The 16335-nt window shown below is 60.0% G+C and carries 13 protein-coding genes; 6 read left to right on the forward strand and 7 right to left on the reverse strand.

Going from position 1 to position 16335, the window contains the following annotated elements; translation table 11 throughout:
* Positions 1-3 precede the first annotated feature (3 nt).
* Both HNO82_RS04275 and HNO82_RS04280 read right to left on the reverse strand, forming a co-directional pair.
* Positions 4-978, reverse strand: a complete 975-nt coding sequence (locus HNO82_RS04275; protein WP_175342861.1) for a carbohydrate ABC transporter permease — start codon at positions 976-978, stop codon at positions 4-6.
* A 153-nt stretch (positions 979-1131) separates the two neighbouring features.
* A complete protein-coding gene (locus tag HNO82_RS04280; RefSeq protein WP_008334797.1) occupies positions 1132-2487 on the reverse strand; it encodes an ABC transporter substrate-binding protein in 1356 nt (451 codons plus the stop codon).
* A gap of 322 nt (positions 2488-2809) precedes the next feature.
* On the opposite strand from HNO82_RS04280, the gene HNO82_RS04285 reads away from it, so the two are divergent.
* The 3 genes from HNO82_RS04285 (at position 2810) to HNO82_RS04295 (ending at position 5904) form a co-directional block, all read left to right on the forward strand.
* Complete coding sequence (locus HNO82_RS04285; protein WP_008334792.1) at positions 2810-3772, forward strand: sugar-binding transcriptional regulator; 963 nt, start codon at positions 2810-2812, stop codon at positions 3770-3772.
* Between the two features lie 51 nt (positions 3773-3823).
* Entirely contained in the window at positions 3824-4729 is a 906-nt protein-coding gene (locus tag HNO82_RS04290; RefSeq protein ID WP_175342862.1) for a carbohydrate kinase family protein, read from the forward strand.
* A gap of 65 nt (positions 4730-4794) precedes the next feature.
* On the forward strand, positions 4795-5904 hold the full coding sequence (locus tag HNO82_RS04295) for a J domain-containing protein (RefSeq protein WP_175342863.1): 1110 nt from the start codon (positions 4795-4797) through the stop codon (positions 5902-5904).
* An 82-nt stretch (positions 5905-5986) separates the two neighbouring features.
* On the opposite strand, the gene HNO82_RS04300 is transcribed toward HNO82_RS04295, so the two are convergent.
* Positions 5987-8266: a UvrD-helicase domain-containing protein gene (locus tag HNO82_RS04300; RefSeq protein ID WP_175342864.1), complete on the reverse strand. Its 2280-nt coding sequence runs from the start codon at positions 8264-8266 to the stop codon at positions 5987-5989.
* A gap of 107 nt (positions 8267-8373) precedes the next feature.
* Between HNO82_RS04300 and aroQ the strand changes: the two genes are divergently transcribed.
* The 3 genes from aroQ to HNO82_RS04315 all read left to right on the forward strand — a co-directional run bounded on the left by aroQ (position 8374) and on the right by HNO82_RS04315 (position 11107).
* Positions 8374-8943: a gamma subclass chorismate mutase AroQ gene (gene aroQ / locus HNO82_RS04305; protein WP_175342865.1), complete on the forward strand. Its 570-nt coding sequence runs from the start codon at positions 8374-8376 to the stop codon at positions 8941-8943.
* Positions 8944-9135: 192 nt separating this feature from the next.
* The gene (locus tag HNO82_RS04310; protein WP_175342866.1) at positions 9136-10377 is read left to right on the forward strand and encodes an MFS transporter; all 1242 of its coding nucleotides are present in this window, start codon (positions 9136-9138) and stop codon (positions 10375-10377) included.
* 235 nt (positions 10378-10612) lie between these two features.
* Positions 10613-11107 (forward strand): Dps family protein, encoded by a 495-nt coding sequence (locus tag HNO82_RS04315; protein WP_008334773.1) that lies wholly within the window; start codon positions 10613-10615, stop codon positions 11105-11107.
* Positions 11108-11235: 128 nt separating this feature from the next.
* On the opposite strand, the gene HNO82_RS04320 is transcribed toward HNO82_RS04315, so the two are convergent.
* The 4 genes from HNO82_RS04320 to HNO82_RS04340 form a co-directional block, all read right to left on the reverse strand.
* Complete coding sequence (locus HNO82_RS04320; RefSeq protein ID WP_217509804.1) at positions 11236-13671, reverse strand: tetratricopeptide repeat protein; 2436 nt, start codon at positions 13669-13671, stop codon at positions 11236-11238.
* A 343-nt stretch (positions 13672-14014) separates the two neighbouring features.
* Positions 14015-14647: a thiamine phosphate synthase gene (gene thiE, locus HNO82_RS04330; RefSeq protein WP_175342869.1), complete on the reverse strand. Its 633-nt coding sequence runs from the start codon at positions 14645-14647 to the stop codon at positions 14015-14017.
* 1 nt (position 14648) lies between these two features.
* Entirely contained in the window at positions 14649-15515 is an 867-nt protein-coding gene (gene thiD / locus HNO82_RS04335; protein WP_175342870.1) for a bifunctional hydroxymethylpyrimidine kinase/phosphomethylpyrimidine kinase, read from the reverse strand.
* 2 nt (positions 15516-15517) lie between these two features.
* Entirely contained in the window at positions 15518-16327 is an 810-nt protein-coding gene (locus tag HNO82_RS04340) for a thiazole synthase (RefSeq protein WP_008334754.1), read from the reverse strand.
* Positions 16328-16335 lie beyond the last annotated feature (8 nt).

Raw genomic sequence — 16335 nt, forward strand, 5'->3', positions numbered from 1 at the left:
CGCTCATTTTTCGTTGACTCCCTTGAGGTTCCTGGCCAGCATGCGCACCAGGAAGAACGAGACGATATTGGCCAGTACCACCGCGAAGATGCCGCCGGCCGAGGCGATACCGATATCGAACTGCTGCAGGCCGATCGAATAGACCAGGAAGGTCAGGTTGGTGGTGGCCGTACCGGGGCCGCCTGCGGTGGTGGTGAAGATTTCAGCGAAGATCGACAGCAGGAAGATGGTCTCGATCATGATCACCACGGTGATGGCGCGCTTCAAGTGCGGCAGCACGATGTAGAAGAAGATGCGCACCGGTCCCGCGCCATCCAGTTGGGCGGCTTCCTTCTGGTCGGTATCGAGCGACTGCAAGGCCGTCAGCAGGATCAGGAAGGCAAACGGAATCCACTGCCAGGCCACGATGATGATGACCGACAGCATGGGAAATTCGGCCAGCCAGTCGATGGGTTCCAGCCCCAGATGGCGCATCACGTAAGCCAGGATGCCGTAGACCGGGTGCATGATCATGTTCTTCCAGATCAGCGCGGCCACCGTGGGCATCACGAAGAAGGGGCCGATGACCAGCAGGCGCGCAATGCCGCGTCCGCGGAAAGGCTGGTCGAACAGCACCGCCAGCAAGGTGCCGCCGATCACGCTGATGGCCAGCACCGAACCGATCAGCAGGGCGGTATTGCCAATGGAGGGCCAGAAGGCCGGGTCCTGCAACAGGAAGGCGTAATTCTCCAGGCCGACGAAACCGGTCTGGTCAGGTGCCAGGAGGTTGTAGCGATTGACCGAGAAATAGATGGTCATCGCCAGGGGCACGATCATCCAGGCCAGCAGGATCAGCACCGAGGGCATCTGCATCAGGCGGATGGGATTGAAGCGCTCCTTGCGCGGCGGACTGGTCTGCTGCCTGCGGGCAGCAGGCTGGGAAGAACTCTGCATCATCGGTGAGGTGGACGACACCTGGGTGGAGTGGATCGTGGACATGACGGCCTCGGCATTTCAGTCCGGCTGCCCGCTCGCAAGCAGCGGGCAGCCGGGGAGAACGGCGCGGTGCCGGTCGGCATAGAGGCATGCCGCTCACACCGCGCGCGGGGCATGCAGCACGCTGCATGCCATCGGAAGGACCTGCGCGACGCCTTACTTGAGGTAGCGCCCCTGGCGCATCATCCGCACGGCCTGAGCCTGGGCTGCATCCAGTGCGGCGTCTGCACTGGTCTTGCCGGCCAGCGCACCGGCAATGGCCTGGCCGGTGACGGTTCCGATCGACTGGAACTCGGGGATGGTGGCGAACTGCACACCGGTATAGGGCACCGGCTTCAAGGTCGGCTTGTTGGCATCCGCCGTCTGGATCGCATCGAGCACGAAGTCGGAGAAGGGCGAGACCTTCTTGTACTCGGCCGAGGCATAGGTCGAGTTGCGCGTACCCGGCGGCACCAGAGCCCAACCGGAATCCTTGGCCACCAGGTTGATGTATTCCCTGGAGGTGGCCCAGGCGGCAAACTTCCTGGCCGCGTCCTGCGATTTGGAGGACTTCGGTACGGCCAGCGACCAGATCCACAACCAGTGCGAACCCTTGTCGGTCACCTGCATCGGCGCCGGCGCAAAGGCGGTCTTGTCGGAGACCTTGGAATCCTTGCCGTGATAGAGCATGCCGGCGGCCACCGTGGCATCGACCCACATGCCGCACTTGCCGCTGGAGAACAGCACCAGGTTTTCATTGAAACCATTGGAGCTGGCGCCCGGCGGACCGTACTTGCGCATCAGGTCGACATAGAAATTGACCGACTTCTTCCACTCCGGCGAAGACAGCTGCGGCTGCCACTTCTCATCGAACCAGCGACCACCCCAGGCATTGGCCATGGTGGTGATGATGGCCATGTTCTCACCCCAGCCGGCGCGGCCGCGCAGGCAGATGCCATAGACCCCCTTGGCCGGATCATGCAGTTGCGCGGCCAGCTTGGCGATCTCGTCCCAGGTCGGACGCTGCGGCATGGTCAGCTTCTTTTGCTCGAACAGATCCTTGCGGTAATAGGTCATCGAGCTTTCGGCGTAGAACGGCAGCGCGTAGAGCTTGCCATCGACCGTCAGTCCTTCGCGCACCGGCTTGATCAGGTCGGCTTCATCGTAGTCCGCCGGCAGGCCGGTCATCGGCGCCAGCCAGCCTTTCTTGGCCCAGATCGGCGCTTCATATGCACCGATGGTCATCAGGTCGAACTGACCGCTGTTGGTGGCGATGTCAGTGGTCAAACGCTGGCGCAGCACGCTCTCTTCCATCGTGACCCAGCGCAGCTTGATGTCGGGATGGGCCTTCTCGAAGGCCGGTGCCAGCTTCTGCAGCTCGATCATGTCGGGGTTGTTGATGGACGCGATGTTCAGCGTCACCGGCTCGGCCTGCGCCAGCCCGGCAGCAAACAGAGTCGAGATGGCCGCAGCGGCCAGGGTGAAGCGAACGCGGGTGAAGCCGGACGCACGAGGGCGCACGAGTTTGGACATGCTGGTCTCCGAATGTTATGGGCCCTCCTGCACGTTCTTCCTGGGTGGCAGCGGCCGGTCAGGCCCATGCACGCATGCAGGGAAAGGCGATTTTTGCGAACGAGTTTTGAGCAAATATTATTTTTATGGGCAAATATTCATCGATTCTCGAATTCGTGTCAAGCATTTGCTTTTCGATTGAGCATTTGCCCAAGCTTCGCAATAATGGCGTGGTCAACTGGCCGTAAAATGGCGACCCAGCAGGGAATTCACCCCGATCAACATCACAGAGACAGTCCGCGCCCGCCTGCATGGTCATGGCGGGGCGGCTGGCGAGGAGAACATGTCTAGCAGCGCATCCAAACTGGACCTGGCGGCGCGCGCCGCGTGGATGTACTACGTGGCCGGCAACACCCAGAACGAAATTGCCGAGCGGCTCGGTATCTCGCGCCAGATGGCGCAGCGCATGGTGGCCTATGCGGCCGATGCCAACCTGGTGAGGGTGCAGATCACGCATCCGGTCTCCTCCTGCCTGGAGCTGGCGCAGGGCCTGCAAGAGCGCTACGGGCTGGAAGTCTGCCGGGTAGTGCCGGGGGCGGGCGGTGCGGACAATCCCAACGAATCGCAGGAAGTGCAGCAGATGCTGGCCGTGGCCGGGGCCGAGGTGATGGAGCAATATCTCAGTTCGCAGGCGCCGCTGGTGGTCAATGTCGGCTCGGGGCGCACGCTCAAGGCGGCCATCGAGCGCCTGTCGGAACTGGAGCGCCCGCAGCACCAGATCGTCTCGATGATCGGCGCCTTTGCCTCCGACGGGTCGGCCAATCGCTACGACGTCGCCCTGCAAGCGGCAGAAAAACTGGGCGCGCGTTTCTACCTGCTGCCCGCGCCGCGCGTAGCCGAGAGCGAACGCGACCGTCAGCAGTGGTGCAACCACCGCGCCTACAAGATCGTGACCGGCCTGGCCGAACGCGCCGACGTGACCTTCCTTGGCATCGGCACCATCGCCTTGCAGGGCGCGATGCACGAAGACGGTTTCATCGACGACGAGGAAGTGGCCGACCTGCAGCGCCAGGGCGCGGTGGGCGAGATGATCTGCCACGCCTTCGATAGAGACGGCGCCATGCTGAGCTCCTCGCTGGCCGCACGGGTGACCACACCGCCGCTGGCGCAGGCCCCGCAACGGCCCGTGATCGCGCTGTCCGGCGGCAGCAAGAAAGCCGACGCCGTGCGTGCGGCCTTGCGCGGCGGCTGGCTCACGGGTCTCGTCACCGACGAGACCTGCGCGCGCCACGCATTGCAGGATTGAGCCAGCTAGGCATTGACTACCTTACACAACGACAAGCCCACGGAGACCAGCATGACCCAGAGCGCCGCATTCGTCGTCTTCGGCGAAGCCCTGACCGATTTCATCCGCCAGCCTGACGGCCAGTGGCGCGCCATTCCTGGCGGTGCCTGCTGGAACGTGGCGCGCGCCGCCGCCCGGCTGGGCGTGGCCACCGGCTATGCCGGCAGTGTCAGCACCGATGTCTTCGGGGCCGAGCTGTATGCCTTGACGCAAGCGGCCGGACTGGACATGCGCTTCACCCAGCAGCACGCCAAGGCCCCCTTGCTGGCCATGGTGACCTCGACCACGCCGCCTGATTACTTCTTCATCGGCGACGACAGCGCCGACCTGCATTTCGACCCGCAGCGCCTGCCGGCCGGATGGCTGGACGAGGCGCGCGTACTGCACTTCGGCTGCATCAGCCTGACCCGCGAACCATTGGCCTCGCGGCTGTTGCAGATCGCCCAGGAAGCGGCACTGCGCAACAAGAAGATCGCCTTCGATCCGAACTGGCGCAAGCTGATGGACAGCCCGTCGTATCGCATCCTGTTCCAGCAATTGCTGTCGCTGTCGCACTACGTGAAGGTTTCCGACGAAGACCTGGAGCGCCTCTTCCCCGGTGATACCAATGCGCTGGCCACCCTGCAATCCCTGGCCCCGCAGGCGGAGATTCTGTACACCCTGGGCGCCAAGGGCATGCAGTGGATCAAGGGCGAGCAGGTCATCGACCAGCCGGCCTATCGTGTCGAGGTAATCGACACCGTGGGCTGCGGCGACGCCTCCATGGGCGGCTGGATTGCCAGCCAGCTGCGCCAGCCGGAGGCCCCCGCCCAGGTCCATCTGCAATGTGCGGCGGCCGGCGCGGCCATTGCGGCCTCGAAGGCGGGCGCGTATGCCGCCACGTGGGACGAAGTACAAGCCATGATCGGCCGCGGCTGACCGATTATTTGCGTTCCCCCTGTACGGTTAGAATCCCTGCTTCTGAATTACTCCCCCTGACTTCCATGAATAAACCCCCTCTGCGCAGCGTCAGCATTGCCGATGCCAGCCAGGAAGCGCCCCTCTCGCAAGCCCAGAAGAAGTTCAATGACCTGATCAAGCAGATTGGCAAGCGGCGCGCTGGTCTGCAGGAATGGGAGAGTGCCACGGCGGACTTCCAGAAAAAGTATCTTGCTCAATTCCTGCCGCTGGACCGGGAGTTGCAGGAGCTCAATGGCAGGCTGGTCCGGCGTCTGCATGAAGCATGGCCGCAGAAGGGCTTGACCAAGGGTGAGCGGGGCATGCTCTCGGAACTGATTGCCGACATGGCGCATCGCCTGCTTGTGAAGAATGATGACCCGGAACTCAAGCTCATCTACAACCAGCACAGTGCGTCCGACTATGACCTGGAGGCCGAAGCGGATCTCAACGAGGTCAGGGAGGTAATCGAAGACATGCTGGACATTGATCTGGGTGACGACCTGGGCAGTGCAACGCCGGAAGAGATCATGCAGCGAATGGAAGCCCTGCTCGAGGAGCGGGAGCGGGAGCAACTGGCAGCGGAGCAAGCACGCGAGGAGCGTCGCGCCAGCCGGAAGAAGTCGCCCCGCCAGCGCGCGGCGGAAGTCAAACGCGAGACTGAGCGTACCGAACTGAGCCAATCCATCCGCGCGGTCTACCGCAAGCTGGCCAGCGCCCTGCATCCTGACCGCGAACCTGACGCCACCGAGCGTGAACGCAAGACCTTGCTGATGCAGCAGGTCAACCAGGCATATGAAAAGAACGATCTGCTCAGACTGCTTGAGCTCCAGCTGGAACTGGAACATATCGACCAGGCTGCATTGAACGACATCAGTGCGGAACGATTGAAGCATTACAACCAGATTCTCAAGGAACAGCTGGCCGAGCTGGATCAGGAAATTTTCCACGTCGAGCAGCATTTCAGGCAAACCTATGGACTGCCGCCGTTAGCGCGCGTGTCACCCAAGAGCGTCGTGCGCGATCTGAACAAGGAAATGACCTGGATGCGCGAAGACGGCAAGGCGCTGCGGTCGATGTTGGCGGATTTCGAGGATGTCCAGCAGATCAAGGTCTGGCTGAAGCAACAGAGACTAAGGGGGATGAGGGAGTTTTGAGGGGGTGTTCTCCCCGTTGTCCTTTTCAAGACAACGGGGGCGTTTTCCCCTTCAACACCACCTCAACAGCGACAGTGGACCTTCAGATTTTCTCCAGCTTGGCCACCGACAGATCCAGCAGCTTCATGCCGAACTTGCCGAAGTTGATCTGCGCCCGTGCCGCGCCACCACCACCCTCGATGTTGACGATGACGCCCTCGCCAAACTTGGCATGCGACACGTTCTGACCGATGCGCCAGCCGGAATCGGTCTGGCGCGAGAAGCTCTGGGCAATCTTGTTGTTGCCCGCCTCCGGCACTTCATCCCAGGCCGACTTGGGATTGGCGAACCAGTGATGCTGGGCGATCTTGGGCGAGAGCCACTTGATCGACTGCTCCGGCATTTCATCGAAGAAGCGTGAGCGCATGTTGTAGCGTGTCTGGCCGTGCAGCATGCGGGTCTGCGAGAAGGTCATGAAGAGGCGCTTCCTCGCCCGCGTGATGGCCACGTACATCAGGCGGCGCTCTTCTTCCACTCCCCCCTCTTCCTTGGCACTGTTCTCGTGCGGGAACAATCCTTCTTCCATGCCGGTGATGAAGACCGCGTCGAATTCCAGTCCCTTGGCCGAGTGCACCGTCATCAGCTGCAAGGCATCCTGGCCGGCCTGGGCCTGGTTGTCGCCCGCCTCCAGCGAAGCATGCGAGAGGAAGGCCGACAGCGGCGACATGATGGTCACCAGCGGGGCATCGGCATCGAGCACTTCCACACCATCCGCCGTGGTGATGGCCGTACCGGCCGTGGGTTGCGCCTGCGGGCCGAGGAAGGCCGGGGCGTCCAGGCCATAGCCTTCTTCCGAGACGAAGAGCGTAGCAGCACTGACCAATTGCTCCAGGTTCTCGATGCGGTCGGCGCCTTCCTTTTCGTTGCGGTAGTGGGTCATCAGGCCGGACAGGTCCAGCACCACCTTGACCATTTCGGGTAGCGGCAGATGCTGGGTCTCGAAGCGCGCACCTTCGATGAGCTTGATGAAGGCGTTCAGCGATGAGCCCGCCTTGCCCGCCACGTAAGGCACGGCCGCATAGAGCGAGCAGCCATACTGGCGCGCCGCATCCTGCAAGGACTCCATGGCCTTGGCACCGATGCCGCGCGTAGGGAAGTTGACCACGCGCAGGAAGGCCGAGTCATTGTGCAAGTTGTCCATCAGCTGCAGATAGGCAATCGCGTGCTTGATTTCGGCGCGCTCGAAGAAGCGCTGGCCGCCATAGACGCGATAGGGAATGGCCGAGCTGAAGAGCGCATGTTCCAGCACGCGCGACTGCGCATTGGAACGATAGAGGATGGCGATCTCGCTACGCGCCCAGCCTTCGGCGATCAGATCCTTGACCTGTTCGATGATCCACTGCGCTTCCTGCAGGTCGCTGGTGGCTTCATAGACGCGCACCTGCTCGCCGTGACCGGCATCGGTGCGCAGGTTCTTGCCCAGACGCTTGCTGTTGTTGGCGATGAGCTCGTTGGCGGTGTCGAGGATATGGCCGTGCGAGCGGTAGTTCTGCTCCAGCTTGATCAGGTTCTCCACATGGAATTCCTGTTCGAAGGCCGACATGTTGCCAACGTTCGCCCCACGGAAAGCGTAGATACTCTGATCATCGTCGCCCACCGCGAAGACCGCACCGTGCTGGCCGGCCATGAGTTTCAACCACTTGTATTGCAGGTCGTTGGTGTCCTGGAACTCGTCGACCAGGATGTGACGGAAGCGGCCCTGGTAGTGCTCGCGCAAGGGCTGGTTGCGCGAGAGCAATTCATAGGTGCGCAAGAGCAGCTCGGCAAAATCGACCACACCTTCGCGCTGACATTGCTGGTCGTAGAGCTCGTAGAGTTCGACGAACTTGCGGTTGTAGTCGTCGTAGGCATCCACATCCTTGGCGCGCAGGCCCTGGTCCTTGGCGCTGTTGATAAAGTACATCAGGTTGCGCGGCGGATACTTCTCGTCGTCCACGTTCATCTGCTTCAACAAACGCTTGATGGCCGAGAGCTGATCCTGCGTATCGAGGATCTGGAAGGTCTGCGGCAGTCCGGCATCCTTATGATGCGCGCGCAGCAGACGATTGCAGAGTCCATGGAATGTGCCGATCCACATGCCGCGCGTATTGATGGGCAGCATGCCCGACAGGCGCGCGGTCATTTCCTTGGCGGCCTTGTTGGTGAAGGTCACCGCCAAGATGCCCGAGGGCGAGACCTGCCCGGTCTGGATCAGCCAGGCGATGCGGGTGGTCAGCACCCGGGTCTTGCCGGAACCGGCACCGGCCAGGATCAGCGCCGATTGCGCGGGCAGCGTCACGGCGGCGAGCTGCTCTTCATTGAGGTTGTGGAGAAGATTTTGCATCCCGCGATTATAAAGGGCGCGTGCCATGACCGGGCGGGCAGGCGCAGCGCTATACTGCGGCCAGTTGATTTATCCACAGCCGTTTTCAACTCACCACGCTCCCGCTCATGCGCCGTCTGTCTTCCCGCCCCCTCTACGCCCTCCCCCTGTTGGCCGCCCTGCTGCTCACCGCCTGCGCCACGCCGCCGCCACCGGCCTCGCGCAGCGATGTCGAACAACTGCTGACACTGCAGAAGACCCGCCTGGATGTGGCCACGCCCGTGGCCCGCAGCAAGTGGAACTCGCACGCCCCCATCGACGACCCGGTACGCGAAGCGGTGATTCTCGACGACGTGGCCGCACGGGCGCAGAAACTGGGCCTGGATGCCGCCTGGGCGCGGCGCTTCTTCCAGGACCAGTTCGAGGCCGGCAAGATCGTGCAGCGCGACCTGCATCGCCAGTGGCGCGTGGAGCAACGCCCGCCCTTCACCAATCCGCCTGACCTGGCGCTGCAGGTGCGCCCGGTCCTGGATCGCCTCACGCCTGACCTGCTGGCGGCCCTGGCACGCCTGAACGGCCACTGGTGCGAACCGGCCGTGCAGCGCGATCTGGCCGAGCTGGAACCGGAAATCCTCGGCGCCGACTATGCGCCGGCCGTGCGCGCGCGGGCCACCGAAGCGCTGCGCTGCCAGCATTGACATGCGCCCGGGCGGCAACATGCCGTCGCACAAAAACGACTAAGTTGCTGAATTGACAGGCAAAAATCTTTTGCTGTCCTGCAGCATTTTTAGGGCGGGAGTAGAATTCGGGTTGCTGTTCACGCGCACACCGGCGCGCGCGGCCTTCTCTTCCGGCTTGTTGTTCCGGATTCACGTTCCGATTTTCCCGCCATGTCCGACGATTCCTGTAGTCCCAGTTCCACCGGCACGTCCTTGCCTGCCGCCGCGCCGCGTCCGCTGACGCCGGCCAGGGTCACCCGGCAGATCATTTCTACCGCCTTCTTCACCTTCCTGGTTTATCTGGCCATCGGTATCCCGATGGCGGTGCTGCCGGGTTACATCCACCTCGACCTGGGCTACAGCTCGGTGATCGCGGGCCTGGGCATCAGCGTGCAGTATTTCGCGACCTTCGTCAGCCGCGCCAATGCCGGCCGCATGATCGATACCATGGGCGCCAAGCACACCGTCATGCGCGGCATGCTGCTGTGCTCGGCCAGCGGCGGCTTGCTGCTGCTGTCGGCCCTGGCGCAGCCGCTGCCCTTCCTGTCGCTGGTACTGCTGTTTGCCAGCCGCGCTTTCCTGGGCCTGGGCGAGAGTCTGGTCGGCACCGGCGCCATCATGTGGGGCGTGGGGCGCGTGGGTGCGGAGAACACCGCCAAGATGATCTCCTGGAACGGCATTGCCACCTATGCCGCGCTGGCCATCGGCGCCCCGCTGGGCGTGGTGCTGGATCGCTCGCTGGGCTTTGCCGTGATCGGCCTGACGGGCATGCTGCTCACCGTGCTGGGCTATCTGCTGGCGCGCGGTGGTCCGGTCACGCCGGTGGTCCCGGGTGAACAGCTGTCCTTCAAACTGGTGCTGCGCAAGGTGTTTGCGTATGGCATGGGCCTGGCCTTCGGCACCATCGGCTTCGGTTCGATCGCCACCTTCATCACCCTCTATTACGCCGACCAGCACTGGAGCGGGGCGGCCTTTGCGCTGACCGCCTTCTCCTCCGCCTTCGTCGGTGCGCGCCTGCTGTTTGCCAATGTCATTACGCGCTTTGGCGGATATCGCGTAGCCGTGGTGTGCTTCCTGACCGAGTCCGTCGGACTGTTGCTGCTGTGGAGCGCCACCACGCCGGCACTGGCGCTGCTGGGCGCGGGCCTGGCCGGCTTCGGCTTTGCGCTGGTGTTCCCGTCGCTGGGGGTGGAAGCGGTCAGCCTGGTGTCGCCGGCCAATCGTGGCGCGGCACTGGCGGCATATTCGGTATTCCTCGATCTGGCATTGGGCGTGACCGGCCCGCTGGCCGGGGCCATCGCAGGACAGCTGGGGTATGCGCAGGTGTTCCTGTTTGCCGCCATCGCGGCCATTGGTGGCGTGGCCTTGTCGCTGTCCTTGTATCGCAGTGCGCAGCAGGGCGCGAAGACTTGATCTGATTGCGATTGCAGGCAGTGCACCTCGGGCTGATAGGTTTTGATCTATCGGCCCGATTGATTTATAGGCGTGCATTTATCTCTAAAATCGATTGAAATAGGGAACGTCGGCCCCACTGTCTCATCAATAGTTGCGTGGTCGCAGGTTGTCCGTCTGCGATTTGCAATAGAATCGCGGAGTGCGCAGTGTTATGTACCCGCTTACGAAAAACCGAACAGCTAAGGAGCGAATGATGGCAAAGAAGAATGTGGCAGCCCCCTCGATCAACATCGGCATCAACGACAAGGACCGCAAGAAGATTGCTGACGGCCTGTCCAAGCTGCTGGCCGACACCTACACGCTGTACCTGAAGACCCACAACTTCCACTGGAACGTGACCGGTCCGATGTTCAACACCCTGCATCTGATGTTCGAAGGCCAGTACAACGAACTGGCACTGGCAGTGGACCTGATCGCTGAACGCATCCGCGCGCTGGGTTATCCGGCACCGGGTTCGTACAAGGAATTCGCCAAGCTGTCTTCGATCCCCGAAGCCGAAGGCGTGCCCAATGCGCAAGAGATGATCGCCCAGCTGGTGGCCGGCCAGGAAGCCGTGACCCGCACCGCGCGTTCGATCTTCCCGACCGTCGATGCCGCCGCTGATGAACCGACCGCCGACCTGCTGACCCAGCGCATGCAGCTGCATGAAAAGAATGCGTGGATGCTGCGCAGCCTGCTGGAAGGCTGAAACTGGGACCTTGAGATCGTCAAAAAAGCCGTTCGATCATGAACGGCTTTTTTACGCCCTTCTATAGCATCAATTGATACTTGGCTTCGCTCGTCTGTCGCTTCGCGTCCTGCTCTACGATAAGAAGGTCATAATTCTTGTCTTTCCAACCGACGCCTGAGTCCCGCAACTTCGCTCCTAAATTTCCAAAGAAGACTGTCGCCCTTAGGCTCAGCATCTTCAGCTGCAACTAACTTAGATTTTGCAAGGGCTCGATTGGGTGGGTTATCGTTTGCATAAGCGTAGGCCTGTTGCAAATAACAAAGGTGTTTGTGCTTACCTAGAGCAGCGGCCCTGTCTAAGCTAGCCAATGAATCTTTTACCAGCCCGAGCTTAGATTCAATTGCTCCTCGCGTGAACCAAGCATCGGGATCATTAGGGATAAGACTTGTCGCCTTCTTCGCCCAGTCTAAACTTTCGTCTCTACGAATAAAGCGACGACTTATTAGGAAGAATGCGAACCTGTCATATAACCAACCATTATCCACATCTGCGTTAACCGCCAAATCGTAAAACATCTCACAATCTTCATCACGGCCTTCATGAAATGCCATATAGGCAGCTCGTGCATATGGATGCCGATATGCAATCGCCAGACGGTCTTTCACCATTGCAGATTTACTGCGAAGAAACTCGTTATACCTGACTCGGATTCTTTCTACTGACGCGGCCGTTGGACAGAAGACTCCTGATATTTCGACAGTACGGTCTGCGCAATATTTCATAAATTCCGGGCTCAACAGTATCTGTGCCACCCCGTTAAAACTAGTAATTTGCGCAATACCACGACTTTCCTCTAACGCCTCATAGGCCTCAATAACGGATATACCTACGTGAATACAACATAGCTTTAGAAGAGTATCGTCATGAACATCCGTAACCTTGGACATCAACAACAGTAGATGGCGCATTGTCGGAGACATACGGTTCCAAGCGTCGGAATAAAGAAACTCGCCTAAATCCTGAGTCTGCATCCGCATCACTCGATCAAATGCTTGAGATAGTCCTATACCGTGCGCTCCCAGTGCCTGAACAAAAACCTCTAATACCAAAGGCTTATTTCCAAGCGACCGCCCATAGCGTTTCAGAGTACTGTCGCCTGCGTCCAAAATCGACTTCCGAGCCAAAGTTGTGCCTCGAGCACGTAAAAAGACAAGCGACTCGTCTTCCTCAAGAGGCTTAATCTCGATATGCCGCGCTTCAATAGACTCTCGCCGACGGGAGGTGAGCAATACTCTTCCTACCCTCCTAGAAAGCTCTCGAATTTGTTTGGCCAACTCTCGGATCTCGTCCGCATTGGTTGCCATCGTTTCGGTGTTATCGAGAATAAGAAGATGATTATTTCGATTAACGCCCCATGTCTCAGCCAGATAACTAGCTAACATTTGAATTACTGTTTCAGGCGGCTTTGTATACCATGCCCGGTCTAGCGTGTTCCCCTCCAAGGCTCTTGGAACAAACGTCGCGACGTCCGCTACGCCAACATCAGTCAAACGAATAATTTCCAGTCCCTGCAACCCCCATCGCGTCTTCTTTGCCGTGTAAAACGTAATAAGCTCTGGACGATATCCAGACTTAACTCGCCCCTCCAAAACACGACTAATAAACTCAACAGCTAAAGTGGTTTTACCGATCCCACCGTCACCATACAGCATGCATGCACGCGACTCAGTATCATCAAACCAATCCGCCAGCTCATCGATTTCCTTTTGGCGTCCGGTGAAATCTTCTGTGAGGCGACTAGGAAACAGTGCTAGGGGAGACCACTCGTGGTCATAAGAACGCAAAATCTCATATCTGCCAACCTCACCATTGATGACGACGTTCGCAAAAACGTCATCAGCCTCATATGAAATTTCGTCGCGCTGAAACCAGCCACGTTCAAGTTGCGCTTTTACCACGCACCGACCTGCAGAAGATTTCTTAATATTTCGGTAGCAAACCAAGTGCCCATCACGATGCTGCAATAACTTAATCTTATAAGCCTCTCCATCGTGAAGAGATAACGTATAGCTCTTGCCATCCGAATCTGCTACCGGCAGCAGCATAGAAAACGTATCGAGGAGATATTCAATAGCATCTATCTCTGCATCCAGATTACTTTCACCAGCGATCCCATGCCCCTCGACTCCATCATTCCGAATACTCACCAGTGACTGCATAATTCGCTCAGCCGTTCTCTTCGATCCAGAAGGCAACAACTGCCAGCAAGCCCTAATCTCGGTAGATTCGGCCCAAATTGCACGACAGTAGCCGGCGGAATACTCATTCTCGCAAATCAACAGCATCTCGGTGATAGCAGTTACAAGCGTTCCATCGGCCGGCATTCGAAGCCCTTCAAACGGAAGCGGTAACTCGTTAAGACGTAAAGGATTTTTACGTCTTAACTCAAGAATGATTTCTGCCAATGATACTGCTACGTGCTGAACCAAAATACGGAAGAGCGCAGTGTGAGCCGCTCTTCGTTCAGTATCAGAAAGCAAGCCTTTAGACTCTGCCACCAAATTAAGAAAGCGGTTGCGCACTGCCCCCCCCCGGAAAAGATGTATTTGTTGATCTTTGATTTACCAGCTTTTTATGCGCTTAGCGAAAAGAATCTCGCTCAACGAAATATTAAAAATCAAAATAAATATACCAAAAATCACTTATTGCAACCAACTTTACTTGAATCGCAAATTCCAGTCTTTTCCAAGAGATTAGGAAGCTGATTTAATAGAGGATCACTTCGTGTGCGTAGATGAGTTCATCAAAATCTTTAGACATCATAAGGAAGGATATTGCGATTGAACAACTCTATACGTACACCCGCTACACGTCTAACTCACTGCTACTGCTGCTCACAAACTGGTTATAGTTTGGCTCCTACTATCAGAGATACAGCGACACCAACTGCCGCGTCTTGCGCTCCTCCACCGGCACCAGATAGACGCTGCTGATGACGGCCACCATGTCAGCCCCCTGCGCCACCAGCGGCGGCGCGTTCTCCAGCGTGATGCCGCCGATCACCACCACCGGCAAGGGGATCTCGCGCTTGGATTGCGCAATGATTTCCGGCGCGGTGCGGAAATCGTATTTCTTGACGCGCGACGGATAGAAGCCGCCGAAGGCGACATAACTGGCACCATCGCGATACGCCGCATGGGCCAGCTCCAGCGTACCGTAACACGAGGCTCCGACGATGCGCTCCGGCCCCACCGCCTTGCGCACCTCGGCAATGGAGGCATCGGTACCACCGACGTGGATGCCATCGGCATCGATCTCCAGGCACAGGTCTACATGATCATTGATGATGAGCGGCACATCATATTGCCGGCACAGCGCCAGCAATGCCGACGCTTGCGCGCGGCGCTGCTCCACGCCAGCGGTCTTGTGGCGGTACTGCACCAGCGCGGCGCCGTTCTGCAAGGCCAGTTCGGTAGCGGCCAGCAATTGGGCGGTGTCATCCCAATCGGGTGTGACGATGTAGAGGCCGCGCAGATGCGTTGCGTACTCGGGTTTCATGTCAGGCTCCTGCCGCAACGGCGGCATCAATAACAGGTTCAAAGGCAGGCACGCGATTGGGGATGCGCTGCCCGTCAGCAATCGCATAGGACGTCGACAGCGCCTGCTGCGTGTACTGCTGCGCCAGGTCGATGGCCTCGCGCATGGGCAGGCCACGCGCCAGGCAGGCCGACAGAGCGGCGGCCAGCGTACAGCCGCTGCCGTGGAATTCATCAGGCAGGCGGGTCCAGCGCCAGCGTGCGCTTTCAATGGCCTCTTGCGCAAATTCGGAACGGAACAATTGTCCGTACCAACGATTGATCACATCCTGCTCCTGCGGGCCATGCCCGCCCTTGAGCAGCACGTGCGCACAGCCCCGCTCCATCAGCAAGGCCGCCTGCCGCGCCGGTTCATCGTCGTCACAGAGACGCCGCGCCTCGTTGAGGTTGGGGGTAATCACCGTGGCCAGTTCGTAGAGCGGCTCGATCACGCGTGCGGCATCATCGCGCGAGAGCTGGTCGCCCTTGCCGTTGGCCAGTACCGGATCGAGCACCACCGGCAAGTGCGGATCGTGCACACGCAGTTGGCGAATCAGGTCGGCGATCACTTCGGCATTTTCACGGCTGCCGGCGATGCCGAGCTTGACCGCCGCGATGGCGAAGCGATCGATCAACACCTGCGCCTGATGCCGCACCAGCGCCGGATCGAGCGCATGCACGGCAAAAACGCTGACGTTGTCCTGCACCGTCAATGCGGTCGGCACCGACAAGGGATGCGCACCCAGTGCCGTGATGGCCGGGATATCGGCCTGCATGCCGGCCCCGCCGCTGGGGTCGGATCCGGAGAAGACCAGCACGCAGGGCGGCGTGGAGCGATAAGCTGCCTGCATGCTCACGCCACTCGCCCGGCCATCGGCGAGGACGGCGAGGCGGCAAACTTGCGCGGGATGCGACCGGAGAGGAAGGCCTCGCGGCCCGCTTCCACCGCCAGTTTCATCGCACGCGCCATGCGGATGGGATCGCGCGCACCGGCAATGGCGGTGTTCATCAACACGCCGTCACAGCCCAGCTCCATGGCGATGGCCGCATCGGACGCCGTGCCCACGCCGGCATCAACCAGCACCGGCACACGCGCCTGCTCGATGATGAGCGAGAGATTCCAGGGATTCAAAATGCCCATGCCCGAACCGATCAGCGAGGCCAGCGGCATGACGGCGGCCACGCCCAGGTCTTCCAGCATGCGCGCCTGGATCGGATCGTCGCTGCAATAGACCATCACGTCGAAGCCATCCTTGACCAGGGTCTCGGCAGCCTTCAGCGTTTCGGGCATGTTGGGGAAGAGCGTCTTCTCGTCGCCCAGCACTTCCAGCTTGACCAACTTGTGGCCACCCAGCAGTTCGCGCGCCAGTTGCAGGGTGTAGACCGCATCGGTGGCGTTGTAGCAGCCGGCGGTGTTGGGCAGGATGGTGAATTCGGAGGGTGGCACCGCGTCCAGCAGGCTGGGCGCATTCGGATCCTGGCCGATGTTGACGCGGCGGATCGCCACCGTGATGATCTCGGCGCCGCTGGCCACCGTCGCCGCGCGCGTTTCGTCGAGGTCCTTGTATTTGCCGCTGCCCACCAGGAGGCGTGAGCGATAGGTCTTGCCGGCGATGGTCAGGCCCTTGTCCTCGGTGAGGTGGGGGGCGTCGTTCATGTTCATGTCGATTC

It is taken from the genome of Herbaspirillum sp. C9C3, from assembly GCF_013359625.1.
Taxonomy (GTDB): Bacteria; Pseudomonadota; Gammaproteobacteria; order Burkholderiales; family Burkholderiaceae_D; genus Herbaspirillum.

What these genes read in the sequence shown, in the direction of transcription:
- HNO82_RS04275 (WP_175342861.1), bottom strand. Translation starts at nt 978, where the DNA reads ATGTCCACGATCCACTCCACCCAGGTGTCGTCCACCTCACCGATGATG.
- HNO82_RS04280 (WP_008334797.1), bottom strand. Translation starts at nt 2,487, where the DNA reads ATGTCCAAACTCGTGCGCCCTCGTGCGTCCGGCTTCACCCGCGTTCGC.
- HNO82_RS04285 (WP_008334792.1), top strand. Translation starts at nt 2,810, where the DNA reads ATGTCTAGCAGCGCATCCAAACTGGACCTGGCGGCGCGCGCCGCGTGG.
- HNO82_RS04290 (WP_175342862.1), top strand. Translation starts at nt 3,824, where the DNA reads ATGACCCAGAGCGCCGCATTCGTCGTCTTCGGCGAAGCCCTGACCGAT.
- HNO82_RS04295 (WP_175342863.1), top strand. Translation starts at nt 4,795, where the DNA reads ATGAATAAACCCCCTCTGCGCAGCGTCAGCATTGCCGATGCCAGCCAG.
- HNO82_RS04300 (WP_175342864.1), bottom strand. Translation starts at nt 8,266, where the DNA reads ATGCAAAATCTTCTCCACAACCTCAATGAAGAGCAGCTCGCCGCCGTG.
- aroQ (WP_175342865.1), top strand. Translation starts at nt 8,374, where the DNA reads ATGCGCCGTCTGTCTTCCCGCCCCCTCTACGCCCTCCCCCTGTTGGCC.
- HNO82_RS04310 (WP_175342866.1), top strand. Translation starts at nt 9,136, where the DNA reads ATGTCCGACGATTCCTGTAGTCCCAGTTCCACCGGCACGTCCTTGCCT.
- HNO82_RS04315 (WP_008334773.1), top strand. Translation starts at nt 10,613, where the DNA reads ATGGCAAAGAAGAATGTGGCAGCCCCCTCGATCAACATCGGCATCAAC.
- thiE (WP_175342869.1), bottom strand. Translation starts at nt 14,647, where the DNA reads ATGAAACCCGAGTACGCAACGCATCTGCGCGGCCTCTACATCGTCACA.
- thiD (WP_175342870.1), bottom strand. Translation starts at nt 15,515, where the DNA reads ATGCAGGCAGCTTATCGCTCCACGCCGCCCTGCGTGCTGGTCTTCTCC.
- HNO82_RS04340 (WP_008334754.1), bottom strand. Translation starts at nt 16,327, where the DNA reads ATGAACATGAACGACGCCCCCCACCTCACCGAGGACAAGGGCCTGACC.